This is a genomic window from Chryseobacterium paludis, from assembly GCF_025403485.1.
GTDB lineage: Bacteria > Bacteroidota > Bacteroidia > Flavobacteriales > Weeksellaceae > Chryseobacterium > Chryseobacterium paludis.
In genome coordinates, this window is record NZ_CP099966.1 from 2,599,024 (window position 1) to 2,619,259 (window position 20,236).

Here is a 20,236-nt window from a genome sequence, read left to right on the forward strand (position 1 = left end):
AAAAAACGCTCACATTTCTGTAAGCGGTTTTATGTATTTATTTCAATTAAATCCTTAGTTTAATATTCCATTCATTTCTGTTAAAATGATCGGCTTCCCATCAGTAACCACAATAGTGTGTTCATGTTGTGCCATATAGCCTCCGTTATTACCTACCATGGTCCATCCGTCATTTAATTCTACGGCGAGATTTGAAGAGGTCGAGATAAATGTCTCTATCGCAACCACGGAATTTTTTTTGAACCTCCGGGAATCAAAACGGTTTTTATAATTAAATAATTCGTCAGGCTGCTCATGCAAACTTCTTCCGATACCATGTCCTGCTAAATTCTTAATCACTCTAAAGCCTCTTTTTTTAGCTTCAGTTTCCATAAGAAATCCAATATCTGCTATTTTGACTCCACCTTTTATATTACTGATTGCTTTTTCTAAAATAGCTTTAGAAGCATCCACTAATTTCTGATGCTGGTTGATATCCTTTCCAATAATAAAAGATCCTCCATTATCCGCCCAGAATCCATTGAGTTCCGCTGAAACATCAATATTTATTAAATCACCTTCTTTTAAAATCCTTTCTTCGGTCGGAATACCATGACAGAATTCATTATCTACACTGATGCATGTCCACCCCGGAAATCCATACGTCAGATAAGGTGCAGATTTCGCTCCAAAGTCGGATAAAATTTTTGCTCCGTATTCATCAAGATCCTTTGTTGTCATACCTGGCTGAGCATAATTGATCATTTCCTTTAAAGTATAGGCAACAGCTTCACTTGCCTTTTGCATTCCTATTAATTCAGATTCGTTTGTTATGGACATTGCTTTATTTTTTGTTCTTATAAATTCCCACTTGTGCTATCAATAACAAAATATTACTTCTACGATAACCCTTGGAGATTACAAAGTTAGCAATTTAAAATCTTTCTTTACAGAGAACGGTAAGCGATAGTTTTATAATATCTTACTAAATAATCATAAATCACCATCTCAAATACTCTTTGATTGGAAACAAAAAGTCGATTGATATTCATGTGAAAAATACTTTGAAAGAAAGTATGCAAAGGTATTTCTAAAGACTTATTATCATTGTGAAATTTAATGTTCTGTAAAACGGCTGCACTTTCTTCAACATTAGAAATAAGAAAATGTCTTTCCTCCGAAAATTCTTCTGATTTAAGAAAATCAATAAATTTTGGCTTAAATTCCCGGTATTTCCTATCTAACTGGCTGTTAAGCTTTTTATCTGCATTAAATTCCTTTTTAAATGCATCATTAAAAACTTTTATCCACTCAAGTTTCTCCTGAATATTAAGATTAATTCTATTTAGTACTTCATCAATGTAAAAAAGGCTGACAATTATTTTCTCTTCGTCATCAAAATGCAAACATTGTAATGTGTATTCACTATTGATACAGAATAAAGCTTCCGCATCTTCAATAGTATTCTGTCCATATCTTTCAACTTCCCTATTGTAGACATCAACTGAAATATTTGAAATTTCTCCGCTATCAATAAATTTTTTAAAAACATTACTGGCCTTATTTAAGACTTCATTGTAACTCTTAGTATTTTTTAATTTAATTCTAAGTCTTATATGTGGTTTTGGATCATTGTATCGAATAAAAAAAAATTGAGAAATATAATTTCTTTCCTTACACCATTCGATGACTGGTATAATAGCAACTTCCAAAAGAATATCCGAAATCTTTATACCTGCATAAATTTTCAGATACAGCCATTCATCTTCTAGAAAAAATTGTCTTTTTACCATAATCTACAGTTTCATGTTTTTATATATTGAAAAAACAAACTCGTGCTTATAATCATCATTTTCATTGTATAAAAATTCACTAATGATGATTGATTTTTCTTTTCTTATAGTTTGGATAAAAATTCTTACCATATCATAATTCTCTAAATTTATAGGTAAGGTGTTATCATATTTTACCCATTGAATCCATTGAGGAATATTTCTTTTATTTCTCCAGATTTTTAATTTTGACAATACTTGTTCTTTATCTTCTATTAACACTTCCAAAGAGTCAATATCCTTATCAATAATATTCCACTGAGCTTTTGACAGAATGACATTGTTATATTCTATTCTAGGTAAAAATTTATAAATCTTATTCAATCCGCCCCAATTAAAATATAGTTCTGTACGGCTATTTTGGGAATGGAGATCTGATAAGAAATGATAAATAGGTAAAGTATCCGTATAGTAATTATGAGCATTAGTTAAACAAGGTATAATTTCTTTATTTAATTTCTTGGAACGCAAAATGATTCTATCATTTCTCAAAGATATATATAGATCGTTAATAGATATCTGGTTCTCTGGTGGTAAAATAGATTGTGCCAGATAAGGGATTTCATAGCTTCTTAATGTTGGTCGTCTTATCACATTGCCTAATCTTGCTTGTGGTAAGTGAATTATTTCTGCTAAAAGAGAATCAGTATGAAAATCTTCTTCTTTTTCAGTTATTTTTTTTGTTAAACCCTTTACCTCCGATTTTTCGGAACAGAATCTTCCAAGAAGATTTGCAGCACTACTTCCCCCTCCACTTCCTATATATAATTTTTCATAACTATTTTCAGATATTATTTCTGCCATAAAAGACATGGTATTTGGTAAATCATCCCAATTCTCCTCAAAGCCTTTAAAATCCTCATCATATAACTCAATTGTAAATTTTTTATCCAGTAAAGCTTCTTGTAATTTTTCATTAAGAATTTTTTGGATAGGAGTAAGCTCTATCTTAAGATTTTGTTTATCCGGAAGAACAGGAAACACCAAATCATCTAAATAGGAATGAATACCTTTTGCCGAAATATCCTGCCTGTACCCAATTCCTATTTCTGTATCTAAAACATAAGATAAGGGCATTTCCCGAGTTTCAAATCTCTCATAAAATGCTTTTTTAAATTTATTGAGGTGAGTGTCTTTATAAGGTTGTGTAATTTTATTTAGAAAACTAATCCCTTTTTTAATCTCTTTTGTCCAATAAACAGGAAGCTCTACTGTATTCTTAAAATACAGATCTGTCTGGAAAAGATATTTCTGTTCATATTTAGCATGAAAAGATTGAATCAATTTTTCAATTTCCAAATATTGAGAAATAGGATTTCCTATGTTTAAATCCAACGCATCCAGTTTATTTTTTATAGAAATCAAAATATCTTCTTCCTCCCTAGCCTCTATTCTGTTTAAAACACATAATATAACTTCTAAAAAATCTTCTCCTGAAACGTTCGGTTCCAGCTCACTTATCAAAACTTGGTTATCAATTAACTCATTTATAAATACCTGAGCTTCTTCTTCTTTTATTTCATTATTAACAAGACTTTTAACAATTTCCCCAATAGTTTTTCCTTGTTGAGAAAAATCCATCACATGTTCAAGTTCGTGTGAAAACGGAGCAGAAGAAATGATATAGTCTCTTTTTCCATTGGTATACTGATATTCAACATAGCGAATATTATCTCCTACTCTATAAATACTGTTATTGGGAGAATAAAAAAGTTGATTTTTATAGGAAGGAATGTCTGTCAGATACTTTGCTAAAGAAACCAGAAAATGCATATCAAGTTTTGTGTCTCGGATTTTCGCTGAATCAGAGAGCTTTTGATTATTTTTTTTATTACTTTCCGTTATTTCCTTATTAAATATACCTAACCCAATCCCTGAAAAAAGCCCGAATGGCGTACATCGTGTACTCATTCGGCTATAATATTTAATTATGGTATTTTTAACTTTTAGATGCTGGTCTGGTGATAATTCCCCATTTGAATTCAACCATTGCCTGAGTTCCTGATAAAAGTAAGGGGATGCTAAATAAATAGCCTCTTGAAAGATTGGATCATTACAAATTCCTTTCAATTCATTACTTGATAATTGATCTTTTTCTAATTTCATTCGAAATTCTCTAGATGAAAATAAAGGAGTTCGAACTATATACTCATTAAAAAAATAATAAGGAAAATGAGACATCTTAATTTTTTGTAATGGGAAGTTCTATATAGCTATCATTGTACCACTTTATTTCTAATGGCTCTTTAGCATCTTTAATAGTTTCACTACTTACATCTTTTCCTGTTCCATAATTTATTTGATAATCTGGACTTTTATTAATGCCAAGTACTAAAACCAGCCTGCTCCCTTTTTCTATTTTTCTACTCATAAAAAAAGTATTTTTTATTGGAATAGTTTCTATGGTATTTGGCTTTAACAATTTTCTTTTGTTGCTATCAACTGAATAACTTGCCCTTGCAAAATATTCATGTGATAGTTTCAAATATTGACCTGTTGATAATTTTTCGTAAATATTTATATTGACGTCTATATCTTTTTTATTAATAAGTACCTTTAATTGTCCAGCAATACTTCCGCTTATTTCAAAGGGAGAATTAAAAACATCACTTTCATAAATAAGTTTATCTTTTAAATTTCCTCCAAGTATTAAACTGTCAAGTATTCTTTCATTATCAAAGCCTTTTAAAGTATCTTTTCTATCTAAAAAATCTATTTTTTGCGAAATATAATCTACTTTAGATTTTGATTCCTGTAACTTTGTCTTGTTTAAAAACAATTTTAATTTTCCATTACTTACTTTATCAATACTAGGAGAGCTTTTCCACTGGTTAGAACCCATAACCTGATAGTTCACTTTATCCTTTAGAAATTCGGGCTTCTTACCTCCTTTCAAAATATAATCAAACCATTGATAGGAAATATCTTCTGTACTAATTTTAGCAATAGGATCAATTTTATAGCCTTGATATTCTCCTGATATGCCAGAAATGACATCACTGTGACCATAAGGACCTATTACTAAATAATGATCTGCATTTTTATTATACTTACTATGTTCATTATAATAGTACATCGCTCCTCTTTGATCAGCATCATAATAACCTGTAAATGTTAAAACCGGAATATTAATTTTAGTAAAGTCTTTTTTAGACGAAGCTTTAGATTGCCAAAACTTATCAAAAGAAGGGTGTGTTAACCATTTTTGGAAAATAGGATTAGTTTTTCCATATATGCTATCTAACTTATTAAACGCTATTCCATTTTTATAATAAGAATTATAAACTGAAAGCCATTTTTTGTCATCATTAAAAAGTTTATAGTCTGTTTCTTTCTTTACATAGCTCAGCCATCTCAACATATAAGGGCTAAAGCAATTATTATACATTGGGAAATCTGTTCCAAAACCTACAGAAGCAGAAGGAATTATGGTTTTTAAAGCAGGATGAAGATTTTTAGCAGCCGCCCATTGACTAAACCCATCATAACTTCCACCGATCATCCCTACCTTTCCATCACTCCAAGGTTGTTTTATTATCCAGCTAATTACCTCATTTACATCTTCGACTTCAAACTCAAAAGGTTCAACTTTATCATTACTTAAATAAATACCTCTACTATAAGCGTAAACAATTGTAAACCCTTTCATAGCATTAAGCTTTTCAATATGGCTAAAACTTCCTCTATTATAAATACTAAAATTTAATATTGTTGGTACTTGTTTTTCTCCCTTCCTGTATCCAATAACTCTTAATGAAACCTCATTTCCTTTTTTTGTTTTAATAACAATACTATCATTTACATTATACTGTTGGAAATCTACTTTCTTTATTAGAGGTACTGCAATATCATTTGTTTCTTTTACAATAACGTAAGATGTGTAATAACGGCATAATGTAACCGCGTCTGCTAAAGAAATACTATCATTTTTGATATTAGTCTTTAAAAATGATAGTATATTATCTTTTAATTTATCTTCCGTAGATGTGAAAAAACTAGCCAAATAAACTTTTGTCTGATCTGGTATAGTAGATAATTTTAAATTGAAAGTTTTTTCATATTTATCTTTATTAGAAATCCTCTCACTATTTAATTTGTATAATGAATAAAGTTCAAAAGGAATCCCTATTATTTCTTTATACTTAATATCTTTATAGATTGGAGAACCTCTTAGTTCATTTAAATAATAAAGCCCTTTTTCATAATCTCCATTAAGAATATAAAAACGAAACATATTATCATAAAACTTATTCTTGTCATCATTTTTATATACCTGCAAAATTTCTTTATTTAACATCCTTATCTTACTATCAAAAGAAGGATTCTCAATATTACCGTTAACTTTAAATAAAAAATTTTGTGCGTAAATATTTAACGAAAGCAATCCAATTACAAGTAGGATTGCTTTTGTTAAATATTTATTGGTATTTACTGTCATTCTGATATTATTAAACTATCTTATAATCTGGTATCTAAACCTGCCTGGCAATTTTTACTCCCGGTTGTATCACCGTTTGTTCCGCCATCATTTCCACCAACTTCTCCAATTAAATTCAAATTTCCAGCACCTCCTCTAATTAAATTCAATTTAACAATTTGTAATTTTTTCAAAGATAATTTTTTCTCGATTTCGTTCTCTTTTTTCATGCTTTAAAGTATTAATATAATTTACTTTTACAAAGTAACTCACTTTATTAAGTTTTTCAAAAATATTGCCCTCGAAATTTACCAATTTCGTATCATAAACCCCCGTAATACAATCATTATCAACATCATAATTTCTCATTTTCTTCTCGCAGCAATTTGATGTAGTAGGAAGGTAAAGTTCCAGTTATTTTTCTAAATGCATTAGAAAAAGATTCTGAATTATTGTAACCGATATCGTCAGCAATAGCTGAAATTGTATACTTTCTTAACTTGTCATTCTTATTTAATTCCTCCACAATATAATTAATCCTTAATTCATTCAGATACTGTGAAAAATTCTTTTCTTTTAGTTCATTTACTGATTTTGACAGATAATCACGATTTGAATCAAAATCCTTAGCCAAACTATCAACTGTAATATTCTTTCGCAAAAACTCTTTATTATTTTCAAACAATTCCAGTTTCATTTTTATATCCTGTAATCTTTTATCGGACAACGGACTTTTCCCTTTTTGTTCTATGATATTACTTTCTTCTTTCCGTCTCTTATAATCAACAGCTAAGGATACGGTTATCCGTGATTTTTCTAATAATTTATTGGCCTGTTTTTTATATTCTGCTATTTTTTTCACATTTTGAATATATAACAACAGTAAAACAAATATTATTAATGTACCTATTGCTAAATATATATACAGCAATGAATTTTTACTATTTAAATCAGCAATTAGTTGTTCTTTTTTCTCTATAAGAATTGGGGTATCATATTTTTTATATATTTCCTTTGACAAATATTGTTTACTATTGTTGATAATACTATCTGCAAAAAATAGTTTATCAATAAATTTCAGTTGACTTTTTTTATCTCCCTTTTTTTTATAATAGTCAATTAAAATTTCATAACTATCCCTGGTAATAGGATCAAAATTTCTGGAAATCGATAAAACAGAATCTGTCTTAATAAAATATTTTACAGCAGCCTCTTCATGATGAGTATCGTAATTATTTTTTCCTAAAAAATAATAAGTAATTGCTAAATTCCAATAATCATTATTCTTAACAAAACTTTTTTCTGCCTCCAAATGACTATCAATAGACTTCTTGTAATTTTTCAAATAATAATTGACAATTCCAGTACCAGAGATAAAATAAGGATAGTGAGTATAGTCCTTATATTTGTTACATTCATGAATTCCTATATTGATATAATCTTGAGCCTTGATATATTGCTTTGCTTTATTATAGCAATTTGCTACTGAAAAAATCGAACCGATATAACTTTTGATATCTTGATCTTTTGTATTTATTTTTTGTTTTTGATAGTTGTAATACTCTAAGAAAAGAGGAAGTGCATCTTCATTTTCACCCGTTGCTGTTTTGAGAATTCCTATTAGTTTTTTGATATAAAAAAATTGGTCTAAGTTCTTATCCTTGGACAGTTGTTGAGCTTTAATATAATAATTTAATGCTTCTTTGTATTCAAATTCATAATTCAGTAAGATCCCTTTGAGAATATATGCCTTCGCTGGATATTCTTTATTATTAACATTTTTTGTTATTTCTATTAAGCTATCGGCATAAGGATGACCGTTTTCAGATGTTAATCCTTTTATATGTGCTATTTTGTAATAACCGTCATAAATAAAGTTTTCATTTTTTTCTTTCTTTCCTTTTGCTAGAATAACATTTGCATATAATCCTGCTTTCTTATTATTTATCCGAAAAACTTTATTATAATTCTCTTCTAACTGATTAAAACTCTTAGTCTTTAAAGAATCCGGTATGTGAAACCCTCTTATACTTTGTGAAAAACACAAACTCTGAATAAGAAAAAACAGGATAACGAAGGGGATTTTTTTCATATTTATTTTCAAAATACAATATTACATATTTTAAGATTCTTTTCATATTATTTATCCAAAATGCCAATCAAACATTTAAATACCAGGCAATTAAAATACAATTCATTGGGTCTATATTTATCAATCTTGGGTGATATCAATCTGAAATTGATAAATTCCGACATGCTTCATTTGTAAGAAAAAAAAGACAGACGCATATTTGTCTTAGCAAAAACAAAGATATTTTGTTTTGTATGTGTACAGTACAAAATGTAAGTATAAAAGCTGATCAGCTAAAAAACCATGTCAGGGTTTGTATGACAAAGAAAATTATTAAATTTAAATAATCAAAAAAATGAAAAAAGTAATTTTAGTTGCTGGTATTTTAACAGCAGGCGTTATAAGTGCTAATACAACTTCATCAAATAATGAAAAATTAAGTACTTTTAAAAGTGAAAAAGTAATCACATCAAAAAGTTTGAAGAAAAATTCTCAATTAAAGAAATTTTATCCAATCTACTATACTACAAGTTGTGGTATACCTGCAACAACAAATCAAACAAATTGGACTGGAGCGCAAATCATGGCTTGGGCAGAAGCACTTGAAACAAATTATTGTAATTAATTTTTAAATTATCTATTGCACTTATAGTAAATTTAGCTATAAGTGCAGTTTTTACTACTTTATAACAAATCTTATGAAGAAAATATCAATATTTTTAACATTCTTTTTATTTGCTTTATTTTATTCTCAAGCAGATAAAAAAGACTCAATTAATGCTGATTTTACATATTTATTAAAGGCAAAAATATATAAATCGACTCCCAACTATATACACCAAGAATTTTTTTCATTACAAGTTTTAAACGATCGAGCATTTTTTGTTAGTGAGAAAGCTTTAAAATTCGACTCTATATTTCAAAGTGAATTTCAAAAAGCTGCCGTGAGTGGTTCTACAAATATAAATTTTAGCGGAAAATCTTTTCCAAAGACAAAATTCCCATACACAATAATACAAACCAATAAAAATATTCAATATTTTGAAAAAGTTGGTATGGCATTACTATCTTATAAAGAATCTACAATAAATAATTGGAATCTTATTAATGAATCAAAAATAATAAATTCATTTAACTGCAAAAAAGCTGAAGTCAGTTATAAAGGAAGAAACTGGATAGCGTGGTACTCTACGGATATTCCTCTTACCTATGGTCCATATAAATTTACCGGATTACCGGGATTAATCATCAAAATATCAGATCAAAATGGAGATTATGATTTTGAACTTGTAAAATCTGTATCAAGTGGAAAATTAAAAGGCAGAGTTACAACAATTAGTAAGCGTAGATATGAGAATGCTAAGGAAACCTCTATAGTGGACTTACAGGAAGCAAAAAAGAATTTCACTAATAACATGATTGGAACACTTGAAAGTATGGAAACAACTATAGCACCTGAACAAAGAGAAAACTTACGACAAATACAAAAACAAAAGCAACAAAATATGAATGATGAAAATTCTATTGAACAAGTTAAATAGTTGAAAAGACATGATGTAATATTGCAAAAGTGATATTTAATTGGAAACATTCGCAAAAAAACGAAACAGACAAACATATACTACACTTTCAGACCCACGCTAAAATACCAATTCATTAGTTTTGGCACAGTGGGATGTAAAGCGCTTTGATAAAACATTGAACCTGTTTATATGTTACTATAAATCACAAATTTGATTATTATGTTATATGCTATTCTTAGAATATTCTTTGAGATCATCAATTTCTTATAGAGATATTGCAAAGGATCTAACTTACATTTGAAAGAAGTTTGACAGTCTTCAACTTCTCTTATTTTAAACCTAATTTCAGTAAAAAATTAAGACTAAGGAGACCTTTCCATCAATAAGAGAAAATTTGCATATAATCCAGCACTCTTTTTATTTATCCGAAAGACTTTATTAAAAAACCTCTTCTAACTGATTAAAGATCCTGGTCTTTAAAGAATCCGGTATGTGAGCCCTCTTATATTTTGTAAAAACAGAAACTCTACTTGATCTATATTTATTAATTCTGAGTGATATTAATCCAAAATTGATAAATTTCGACATACTTCACTTGTAAGAAAAAAAAGGCAGATGCATATTTGTCTCAGGTAAAAACACAGATATTTTATTTTTGTATGTGTACAGTACAAAATGTAAGTATAAAAGCTGATCAGCAAAAAACCATGTCAGGTTTTGTATGACAAAAGAAAATTATTAAATTTAAATAATCAAAAAATGAAAAAAGTGTTATTTATTGCTGCCATTGGTGTAGCAGGCTTAGTGAGTGCTAAAGGAAATGTAGAAAAAGTAAGTTCTAAAGCAAAAAAAATTACAGATGTAAAGAAGTCGAAGAAAAAACGTGAAGTGCAATGTGCAACTTTTCAAGCAAGCTGTACATCTGCCTATACTTGTCAGGATTGGACTGCTGATCAATGGATACACTGGGGACAACAAATTCAAAATAATTATTGTCAGTTATAACTTACTGAGTATTGTAAATTAATTAGAGCCTGCAACTGAACTAAGGAGCAAGCCTTAATTAATTTTATTAATCAAAAATAATAAAGAAATCGTCCAAAGAATAATTTTGTTTGGACGATTTATCGTTTTTAAAGAAACCACTATGAATTTTACAAAAAAGCAAATTTTAACAATTATATTGTTATTCTTTTTCTCTGTATCATTTTCTCAAACGGCTACGGGTGATTCGTTACGAGGCGAATTTACTTATTTACTTCAATACAAGCCGAATACCCTAAACAATGATTATAAACAGAAGGAAATTTTTTCATTGCAGATAAGTGATAAACGTTCTTTCTTTATTAGTGAAAATAGATTGAAATTTGATTCCATTTTTATGGAGCAATACAACAATAGAAAGGGTGACAGTTTTAATATTGATATGAGAGGTTTGCCATCATCAAAATTTAATTTTTTAATTATCCAAACAAGTGATAACTCACAATTTTATGAATCAGTTGGTATGACTCTTCTATCGTATAATAGTCCTGTAATTAATAATTGGAAACTGATTAATGAAACAAAAGTAATTAACTCAATTGCTTGTAAAAAAGCAGAGGTACATTATAAAGGAAGAGAATGGACAGCCTGGTACTCAACTGATATTCCTTTTCCCTATGGCCCCTATAAATTTAGTGGTCTTCCTGGGTTAATTGTGAAAATAACTGATAAAACAGGAGATTATGATTTTGAATTGGTAAAATCAATATCAAGTTCTAATTTGAGAGGAAAAGTAGTAACAGTAAATAAGGCGCGATACCGCAATCCTAAGTTAGTTACAAAAAATGAATTGACCCAGGCTGCAATAAGTTCTAGACAAAATGCTAAATATGAATTAGAAAAAATGGGCACCGTATTTTCACAAGAACCCAAAAGGCAAACCACAAATGTAACAGAAAAAAAAGGATATAATCCTATTGAATTAGAGGATTAGATATATTGAAAAAAATTAAAGGATAGTAAAATACAACGACTATTTTCAATTTTTTTTTTTTGTAAGATAAAATACTTCATAAACAAATCCGTCCAAAAAATGAGACGGATTTGTTTTTATTGTAGTCTAAGAGCAAATTAATCAATCACAAGAATTTATAATTTGGAAATGAATTTCTTAATATAACAACAATTTCTCCAGTTAAAAATGATTAACAAAGATGAATTTTAAAGATGCTTAAAATATATTAAAGCACATATGGCCGCTTGCCATCGATTAACATCCATAACCTAGGATAACATAGATTGCTTTTTTCTTTTTTTGGCATATCTTTTAAAATCAAAATCATCCTTCCTAAATCTAAAATCTAACATCACATACATATAAAGGAAAATGATGATTAAGAAGATACTATTCTGAATTATATAATTACACATCATTTAACTCAATCATTTTTATAGATTTTCTCTAAGTTTTTGTTTGTTATAAAGCAGATAATTTTAACCTGCCCTTCAGTAGTGTTCGAATGTTTCACCCAATAAAACAAAAAACCACTCACATTGCTGTAAGTGGCTTTTATATGTGGTCCCACCTGGGCTCGAACCAGGGACCACCTGATTATGAGTCAGGTGCTCTAACCAACTGAGCTATAGGACCTCAAAACTTGGTTAAATTTTGTGCTTGCAAAAATAGTAAAATTTCTTTCACTACAAAACTTTTTATTACTTTTCTTGACAAAGTTCTACCAATACTCCATTGGTGGATTTGGGATGAAGGAATACAACTAATTTGTTATCAGCACCTTCTTTCGGCTCTTCGGAGATAAATTGGAAGCCTTCTTTTTTTAACCTTTTTACTTCCTCAAGGATATTTTCAACGCCAAAAGCCAGATGATGGATACCTTCCCCTTTTTTATCAATGAATTTTGAGATCGGACTTTCAGGATTACTGGCTTCAAGAAGCTCAATTTTGCTTTCTCCGGTTCCATAAAAAGAAGTAACCACGCCTTCCCTTTCTACGCTTTCCTTTTTATAAGAAGGTTTTCCTAAAAGTTTTTCAAAAAGGTCATCTGAAATACCGAGAGATTTTACGGCAATGCCGATATGTTCTAACTTCATAAGTAAAATACTATAATTAAATCGTAAATTTGATATACCCATTAAATTTCAAATGAGCAATTCAAACAAAAGTAGTAAATTTGCATAAATTATGGAAAGTAACAGACAAAGAAAAGTAGCACAGATTATACAGGAAGATTTCGCAGAATTGTTCCGCAAACAGGCTGCAGATAGCAAACAGAACTTTTTAGTTTCTGTTTCTGATGTTAAAGTAACTGCGGATTTAGGAATCGCAAAAATTTATTTAAGCATCTTTCCTCAGGAATACCGTCCTAATATTATGAAGGAGATCGAGGAAAACAAAACCCAATACAGAAATTTCATTGGCCAGAAAATGGCTAAGCAGGTTCGCATTATCCCACAGCTTAATTTTTACCTTGACACATCTCTTGATGATGTTGAAAAACTGGAAAAAGAGTTAAGAGGTGAAGGTGACAATCCTGTATTATAGATTTTGAAAAACATTGCATTTTATATCGCTTCCCGATACCTTTTATCAAAAAAAGGGAGCACTGCCGTTACCTTTATTACATGGTTATCTGTAGGAGCTATGATGGTGGCTGTGACTGCAATGTTTGTCATTATTTCTGTTTTCTCAGGGCTGGAAGATCTTAATAAAGATCTTATCTCTAATCTTCATGCCGATCTTACAATAAAAAGTTCTTCAGGAAAAACATTAAAGAATTTAAATAAAATTGAAGGGGTTCTTAAAAACAATAAAGAAATTCTCAGTTTTTCAAGAGTTATTGAAGAGAAAGTATATATCAATTACAATGGCAAAGGCGATATTGCCTATCTGAGAGGTGTTGATTCTGCCTATACCATCGTAAATCCAATTAATAAAGATGTTTTTTACGGAAGCTATCCAAGTTTCGACTACTCAAACGAGGTCTTAATGGAAAATTCCTTAGATAACAGATTATCGATTCCGGTTGCTTCTTCAAAAGATTATGCCACTATCTTTATGCCTAAACCCGGCTTGGGGATCATTAATAAAGAAGAAGATATTTATAATAAAAGAGATATTCTTGTCACCGGTATTTTTCCTGGAAAAGATCAGTTAGACAGTTATATCATCTCTCCTATTGAACTTACAGAACAGCTACTGAGTCTTCCAAAAAACTCTGCCTACCAAATTGTAGTCAAATTAAAGAATTCAGAAAATGCTGATCAGATCAAAGCTAAACTTCTTACCACGATTGGCAAAACCATTGACATCAAAACCAAAGAAGAAGAAAATGCTGCTTTCTGGAAAATGATCAACACAGAAAAGCTTTTCATCTATTTGATTTTTGCGTTGGTCATATTTATTACCACCTTTAATCTTGCTGGTGCAATTATTATCCTGCAGCTTGACAAAAAAGAACAGGCAAGATCATTGATCTCTTTAGGATTTCCATTAAGCCATTTAAGAAGAATCTACTTCTATACAGGGCTTCTTATTGTGGTTTCAGGAATTATTTCAGGACTTATTATGGGAACCGTATTGTGTTATTTCCAATTGTTCACCGAATTCTTTAAAGCCAACGAAACCCTTCCATTCCCGGTAAAAATCGTAGGTAAAAATTATCTCATCGTAGCCGTTACAGCATCCCTTTTCGGGTTCCTAATTTCATGGGTATTTTCAAAAATAAGCAAGGAGTATATTACTAAAAATTAATACACATAGGATTCATTTTTCTGTACCTTTGGCGTCCAATTTTTATACAATGAAACGAATTTTATTCTCTTTTTTATTGGTATTTGCATGTATTAATGCATTTGCTCAAATACCAGCAGGATACTATGATGGCACTGCCGGACTGACCGGAGCCACTCTAAAATCAAAATTGAAAGAAATTATCACCAATGGACATGAAGATCATGGATATGGCGGATTATGGACAGGTTATCAAACCACAGACCGTGATCAATTTTATGAAGGTGACGGAACTATTTTAGACATCTATTCCGAAAACCCAACTGGTGCAGATCATTACAATTTTACGTATGGAACCAATCAATGTGGAACATATACTAATGAAGGAGATTGCTACAACAGAGAACACATTGTGCCTCAAAGTCTTTTCAATGAAGCTTTTCCAATGAAATCTGATATCAACTTCATTCGCGCTACCGATGGTAAAGTAAATGGAATGAGATCCAATTATCCTTTTGGAACAGTAGGAACAACATCTTACACTTCTTTAAATGGCTCTAAGCTAGGAACTTCTGTTTCTCAGGGATACTCAGGAATCGTTTTCGAACCTATTGATGCTTTTAAGGGAGATGTTGCCAGAATGATTCTTTATTTTGTAACAAGATATGAAACTCAGCTATCTGGTTTTAGCAGCGGAAATATGCTTGGTGGTTCTGCTTTCCCTGGGCTTCAGGCTTGGGAACTGAATCAATTATTAACCTGGAATATCCAGGATCCTGTGTCTCCAACAGAAGTTTCAAGAAACAATGCAGCTTATGTTTATCAGAAAAACAGAAATCCATATATTGATCACCCTGAATATGTTGCCTTAATCTGGGGAGCTCCAGTAGTGGATAACCAAGCTCCAACAGCAGCTACAAACCTTGTCGCCAGCAATCCGACATCCAATTCAGTTTCTTTAAGCTGGACTGCTGCTACTGATAATATGGGAGTGACAGGATATGACATCTATGCTAACAACACTTTAAAAACAACTGTTTCTGGAACTACAACTGTTGTTTCAGGATTATTATCTTCTACAGCCTATAGCTTCTATGTGATCGCAAGAGATGCTGGAGGTAATTCTTCGCCACAAAGTAATGTTGCTACAGAAACTACATTACCTGGGCAAACCGGTGGCACAAGCTGTGGAACAGAAACATTTGATACAATTCCAACAGCTACTCCCAGCTCATACGTTAATAGAACATGGACTAATAATGGTATTACATGGGATGCAACATTCGCAAGAACAGATGAAACCATTAATGGAAAATCAATTACGATCCGTAATGGAACACTAACGAGTTCTACAATTTCAGGAGGGGTTCAAAGTTTAACATTAACCACACAATTGAAATATAGTGGAACAGCAGGAACAGTGAGTGTTGAAGTTAACGGAAATATTGTAGGTACAATACCATACAGTGCAACAGCTACAACAACCACCATTAACAATATTAACGTTACCGGAAATGCAGTGATTAAAATTATCACTACATCATCCAGCAGTAATAGGATTGCAATGGATGATCTTAGCTGGACATGTACTTCAACTTTAGGAACGACAGACGCTACGAAAAGCCAATCTTCTTTTGTTGTTTACCCTAACCCGGTTAAGAACAGTGAACTTTATGTAAAGGGTGATCACCTGAGCAAAATTTCTAAAGCAGAGATCTATGACCTGTCAGGAAAATTAATAGAAGTGATTGTAAATCCATTCAAAAACTCTAATAAAATCCAATTAAAAGGTTTGGCTAAAGGAAATTACATCCTTAAAACAGATCATACTTCTACAAAATTCATTGTAGAATAATCATAAAAATATTTTAATCATTAAAGACCGATTTATTCGGTCTTTTTTTTATTTTTGATAGATGGATTCCAATAAAAAATTAGGCTTGATAGGAAGAAATATTTCTTATTCTTTTTCTAAAAAATACTTCGAAAATAAATTCCAAAAACTGATGCTCAAAGGGTTTTCTTATGATATTTTTGATCTTAAGGAAATCGATGAAGTAGAAGGTTTATTCTCAACACCCGGGCTCTTAGGTTTTAATGTAACAATTCCCTATAAAGAAAAGATCATTGACTATCTGGATGAGTTAAGTGAAGAAGCAGAAAAAATTGGGGCTGTGAACTGTGTATTAATTCAAAATGGAAAGAAAAAAGGTTATAATACAGATGCCGTTGGATTTGAAAAAACATTACTTCTTCATAAAAAGCCACATCACAACTCAGCATTAATTCTTGGAAACGGAGGTGCTGCAAAAGCAGTAAAATATGCATTAGATAAAAATGGGATTTCCTCAGAAATTGTTTCAAGGAATTCTATATTAAATTTTGATAATCTTAGCGCAGAGACCGTTCAGAATCACAAGCTGATTATTCAGACTACTCCGGTGGGAACCTTTCCTAATACCAAAGATTGTTTAAAATTTCCTTTTGAAGGATTGTCTAAAGAACACCTAATCATCGATTTAATATATAATCCCAATTACACCCAGTTCATTATTAACGCTTCGGAAAAAGGAGCAAAAACAGTGAACGGATATTACATGCTTGAGCAGCAAGCAGAAAAAGCTTGGGAAATTTGGAATTTTCAAAAAAAATAACATAAATTAGTGCATTAATTGGCTTTTTAGCTACATACAACAGATATTAAACGCCACTCACATAAAAGATTTGCTATGACAACAGAAGATAATTTTTCTGAAAACGAAGAAAATAAGAATTCTACAGAAGTATCACAAGAAGAGACCTCAGAAAACACTGTGCCTCAGGAGGAAATTCAGCACGATGATGCTGAACATCTGGAAGAGCATGCTGATGCTGATATTTCTTTAGCCGATGCATTGAAAGAAATGGAAAAAATCATCAACTCAGCTAACGCTGGTGAAGATGTTAAAAAATTCAATCAATTAAAAGAAAAAGCAAGTCATTACATCCATGATGAAGTGGAAGACAAAAAGCATGAATATGTAGAAGCAGGGAATGCTTCAGAGAATTTCAGCTACGAGCATCCTTCACAATCAAAACTTTCTGCTTTAGTAAGTATTTTCAGAGAAAAACATGACAACTTCCAGAAAGGTCAGGAAGAAGAGCAGAAGAAAAACCTTGATCACCGTCAGGGTATTATCGAAAGACTTAAAAATCTTTATACCAATTCAGAGCCCAATACCAACTTGTTTAAATCTATCCGCGAAATCAAAGAAGATTGGTCAAACGCCGGGCAGGTGGCAAAATCTGAATTTAAAATTCTCAACAATAATTACTTCCACCATTTGAATCAGTTTTATCAAATGCTGGATTTAAATAAAGAATTCCTGGAGCAGGAATATGGTCATAATCTTGAAAAAAGACAACATATCATTGCCCGTGCTAAGGAACTTGAAAATGAACCTGTCATCCAAAAAGCATTAAATGAACTACAGTATCTTCATAAACTTTGGAAAGAAGAGGCAGAACCTGTAGCTGAAGAATTCCGTGAAAAAACATGGGAAGAATTTAAAGAGATTTCAAACAAAATTCACGAAAGAAAATCTGAACTTTCGGCAGCGATAGAATCTGAACAAAATGACAACCTTGAAAAGAAAAACAAGGTTATTGCTGAGATTAAAAAATTATCTGAGCCTGCTGAAACGCCAAATCATAACTACTGGCAAAATGCAATAAAAAGAGTTGAAGATCTTCGTTCTGAATTTTTAAAGATAGGAAGCGTTCCAAGAAAGCTATCCAACCAAAACTGGAATGAGTTCAAGACTATTTTAAGAAGCTTCAATACAACAAAGAACAATTATTATAAATCATTAAAAGGCTCCCAGCAAACGAATCTTGATGAAAAATTAAAATTGATCAAGACCGCTCAGGACAATATGAATAATGAAGAATGGGATATCTCTGTTCCATTGTTTAAAAAGCTTCAGGAAGACTGGAAAAAAATTGGTCACGTTCCTAAAAGCATGACCAATAAAATTTGGGATGAATTCCGTGATGCTTGTAATACTTTCTTCAATAATTACAGAGAGAAGAGTAATGCTTCTACTGATAACTGGAAGGAAAACCACAAACAGAAAAAAGAACTTCTTGAGGAATTGAAAACCATTTCTAACGACGAAGGAAGTATCGAAAAGATCGAAGCTATAAAAACAGCGTGGAATAATATTGGAAAGGTACCTAGAGATAAGATCGGCATCAATTCTGAGTTCAATAAAACTTTAAGAGAAAAGTTAAAACTTAATAAGATCAATGAACTTGAGTTGAAAGAAGAAGGTCTTTCTGAAAATCAATTGACAGATAAGGCTAGAAAAATGAAGAGCCAGATCTCTGACCTGGAGTCTGAAATTGTAAAATTAGAAAACAATTTAGCATTCTTCAACAAGCCGTCAAGAGACAATCCTTTATTAGCAGATACTTTCAACACAATCGACGAAAAGAAAGCTCATCTGGAAACTTTAAAACAAAATCTTCACAATATTATTGTTGGAGACTAATTGATAAAAAAAAACAATAAAAAGGCGAAGCAAAGAAATTTGTCTTCGCTTTTTTTAATACTATGCAGGACGAATTATATATAAAAAGATGCATTGAACTGGCTCAAAAGGCTTTGGGAAAAACGTATCCTAACCCATTGGTAGGAAGTGTTATTGTGCATAATGGTGAAATTATCGGAGAAGGCTACCATCATAAAGCCGGAGAACCTCATGCTGAGATCAATGCCATCAATTCTGTAGTCAATAAAGATCTTATCCCTGAATCTACAATTTATGTTTCTCTTGAGCCCTGTGCACATTACGGAAGAACTCCTCCTTGTGCTTTAAAAATTAAAGAACTAGGATTCAAAAAAGTAGTTATTGGTGCGATGGACTCTCATGATAAGGTGAATGGAAAAGGAAAAAAAATCATTCAGGATGCAGGAATAGAAGTAATTTCAGGAGTTCTAGAGAAAGAATGTATCGAACTTAACAAGAGGTTTTTCACTTATCATGAAAAGAAAAGACCCTATATTATTTTAAAATGGGCCGAATCTGCTGATGGGTTTTTGGATAAAGATTTCAAACCCACTTCAATTTCAAATTCGCTAGTCAATCAATTTGTCCATCAGTTACGGGGAGAAGAGCACGCCATTCTCGTGGGAACTCAAACTGCATTAAATGATAATCCTGGTTTAACTGTAAGAAATGTTGAAGGAATAAATCCTGTAAGAATCTTAATCGACTTTGATTTAAAAGTTCCCGGTGACTTTAAGATCTTCAACAATGAAGCGAAGACTTTTGTTTTTAATTCTATTAGAGAAGGATCTGAGAACAATATCCATTGGATCAAAATTGGAAAGGAGAATTTTCTTTCAGATCTAATGAATGCTTTGTATAAAGAGCAAATCCAGTCAGTTATTATTGAAGGCGGCCGGTTTACTTTACAGCAATTCATTGATTCCGATCTTTGGGATGAAGCAATGGTTATTAAGAATGATAATTTAAATCTTGAAAATGGAACAAAGGCTCCTGAATTAAATCCAAAACCTATTAAAATACAAACAGTAAGAGATAACACTTTGTCTTTTTATTTGTCTAATATTCATTATTTCTTTTTATAATAATCACAGTTATTTGAAATAATATGATTAATTTGGTTCAAACT

The 20,236-nt window shown here is 31.0% G+C and carries 17 protein-coding genes and 1 tRNA gene; 10 read left to right on the forward strand and 8 right to left on the reverse strand.

Annotation, left to right across the window (positions count from 1 at the left end; all coding sequences use genetic code 11):
• Positions 1–54: 54 nt before the first annotated feature.
• From map to NG806_RS11720, 6 genes are all read right to left on the reverse strand, one after another.
• A complete protein-coding gene (map, locus tag NG806_RS11695; protein WP_261509783.1) occupies positions 55–819 on the reverse strand; it encodes a type I methionyl aminopeptidase in 765 nt (254 codons plus the stop codon).
• Between the two features lie 107 nt (positions 820–926).
• The gene (locus NG806_RS11700; RefSeq protein ID WP_261509784.1) at positions 927–1,772 is read right to left on the reverse strand and encodes a thiopeptide-type bacteriocin biosynthesis protein; all 846 of its coding nucleotides are present in this window, start codon (positions 1,770–1,772) and stop codon (positions 927–929) included.
• Positions 1,773–1,775: 3 nt separating this feature from the next.
• Positions 1,776–3,917, reverse strand: coding sequence for a lantibiotic dehydratase family protein (locus NG806_RS11705; protein ID WP_261509785.1), 2,142 nt, complete (start codon positions 3,915–3,917; stop codon positions 1,776–1,778).
• Between the two features lie 76 nt (positions 3,918–3,993).
• Positions 3,994–6,249: a CocE/NonD family hydrolase gene (locus tag NG806_RS11710; RefSeq protein WP_261509786.1), complete on the reverse strand. Its 2,256-nt coding sequence runs from the start codon at positions 6,247–6,249 to the stop codon at positions 3,994–3,996.
• Positions 6,250–6,269: 20 nt separating this feature from the next.
• Entirely contained in the window at positions 6,270–6,458 is a 189-nt protein-coding gene (locus tag NG806_RS11715) for a hypothetical protein (RefSeq protein WP_261509787.1), read from the reverse strand.
• A gap of 125 nt (positions 6,459–6,583) precedes the next feature.
• On the reverse strand, positions 6,584–8,320 hold the full coding sequence (locus NG806_RS11720) for a helix-turn-helix domain-containing protein (protein WP_261509788.1): 1,737 nt from the start codon (positions 8,318–8,320) through the stop codon (positions 6,584–6,586).
• 334 nt (positions 8,321–8,654) lie between these two features.
• Between NG806_RS11720 and NG806_RS11725 the strand changes: the two genes are divergently transcribed.
• From NG806_RS11725 to NG806_RS11740, 4 genes are all read left to right on the forward strand, one after another.
• A complete protein-coding gene (locus NG806_RS11725; RefSeq protein WP_261509789.1) occupies positions 8,655–8,924 on the forward strand; it encodes a hypothetical protein in 270 nt (89 codons plus the stop codon).
• A 73-nt stretch (positions 8,925–8,997) separates the two neighbouring features.
• Entirely contained in the window at positions 8,998–9,840 is an 843-nt protein-coding gene (locus tag NG806_RS11730) for a GLPGLI family protein (RefSeq protein ID WP_261509791.1), read from the forward strand.
• A gap of 741 nt (positions 9,841–10,581) precedes the next feature.
• Positions 10,582–10,827: a hypothetical protein gene (locus NG806_RS11735; protein ID WP_261509793.1), complete on the forward strand. Its 246-nt coding sequence runs from the start codon at positions 10,582–10,584 to the stop codon at positions 10,825–10,827.
• Between the two features lie 142 nt (positions 10,828–10,969).
• A complete protein-coding gene (locus tag NG806_RS11740; protein ID WP_261509795.1) occupies positions 10,970–11,800 on the forward strand; it encodes a GLPGLI family protein in 831 nt (276 codons plus the stop codon).
• Positions 11,801–12,383: 583 nt separating this feature from the next.
• Here the strand turns inward: NG806_RS11740 and NG806_RS11745 are convergent.
• Both NG806_RS11745 and mce read right to left on the reverse strand, forming a co-directional pair.
• A tRNA-Ile gene (locus tag NG806_RS11745) sits at positions 12,384–12,457 on the reverse strand.
• A 65-nt stretch (positions 12,458–12,522) separates the two neighbouring features.
• Positions 12,523–12,918, reverse strand: coding sequence for a methylmalonyl-CoA epimerase (gene mce, locus NG806_RS11750; protein WP_214828526.1), 396 nt, complete (start codon positions 12,916–12,918; stop codon positions 12,523–12,525).
• 91 nt (positions 12,919–13,009) lie between these two features.
• On the opposite strand from mce, the gene rbfA reads away from it, so the two are divergent.
• The 6 genes from rbfA (at position 13,010) to ribD (ending at position 20,192) form a co-directional block, all read left to right on the forward strand.
• Positions 13,010–13,369 carry a 30S ribosome-binding factor RbfA gene (gene rbfA, locus NG806_RS11755; RefSeq protein ID WP_214828523.1) on the forward strand — a complete coding sequence of 120 codons (360 nt, stop codon included), beginning with the start codon at positions 13,010–13,012 and terminating at the stop codon, positions 13,367–13,369.
• Positions 13,370–13,372: 3 nt separating this feature from the next.
• Positions 13,373–14,578, forward strand: a complete 1,206-nt coding sequence (locus tag NG806_RS11760) for an ABC transporter permease (RefSeq protein ID WP_261509797.1) — start codon at positions 13,373–13,375, stop codon at positions 14,576–14,578.
• A gap of 49 nt (positions 14,579–14,627) precedes the next feature.
• Positions 14,628–16,412: an endonuclease gene (locus NG806_RS11765; protein WP_261509798.1), complete on the forward strand. Its 1,785-nt coding sequence runs from the start codon at positions 14,628–14,630 to the stop codon at positions 16,410–16,412.
• Positions 16,413–16,473: 61 nt separating this feature from the next.
• The gene (locus NG806_RS11770; RefSeq protein ID WP_214828488.1) at positions 16,474–17,211 is read left to right on the forward strand and encodes a shikimate dehydrogenase family protein; all 738 of its coding nucleotides are present in this window, start codon (positions 16,474–16,476) and stop codon (positions 17,209–17,211) included.
• A 75-nt stretch (positions 17,212–17,286) separates the two neighbouring features.
• Positions 17,287–19,089, forward strand: coding sequence for a DUF349 domain-containing protein (locus NG806_RS11775; protein WP_261509800.1), 1,803 nt, complete (start codon positions 17,287–17,289; stop codon positions 19,087–19,089).
• Between the two features lie 62 nt (positions 19,090–19,151).
• Positions 19,152–20,192 carry a bifunctional diaminohydroxyphosphoribosylaminopyrimidine deaminase/5-amino-6-(5-phosphoribosylamino)uracil reductase RibD gene (gene ribD / locus NG806_RS11780; RefSeq protein ID WP_261509801.1) on the forward strand — a complete coding sequence of 347 codons (1,041 nt, stop codon included), beginning with the start codon at positions 19,152–19,154 and terminating at the stop codon, positions 20,190–20,192.
• Positions 20,193–20,236: the final 44 nt, after the last annotated feature.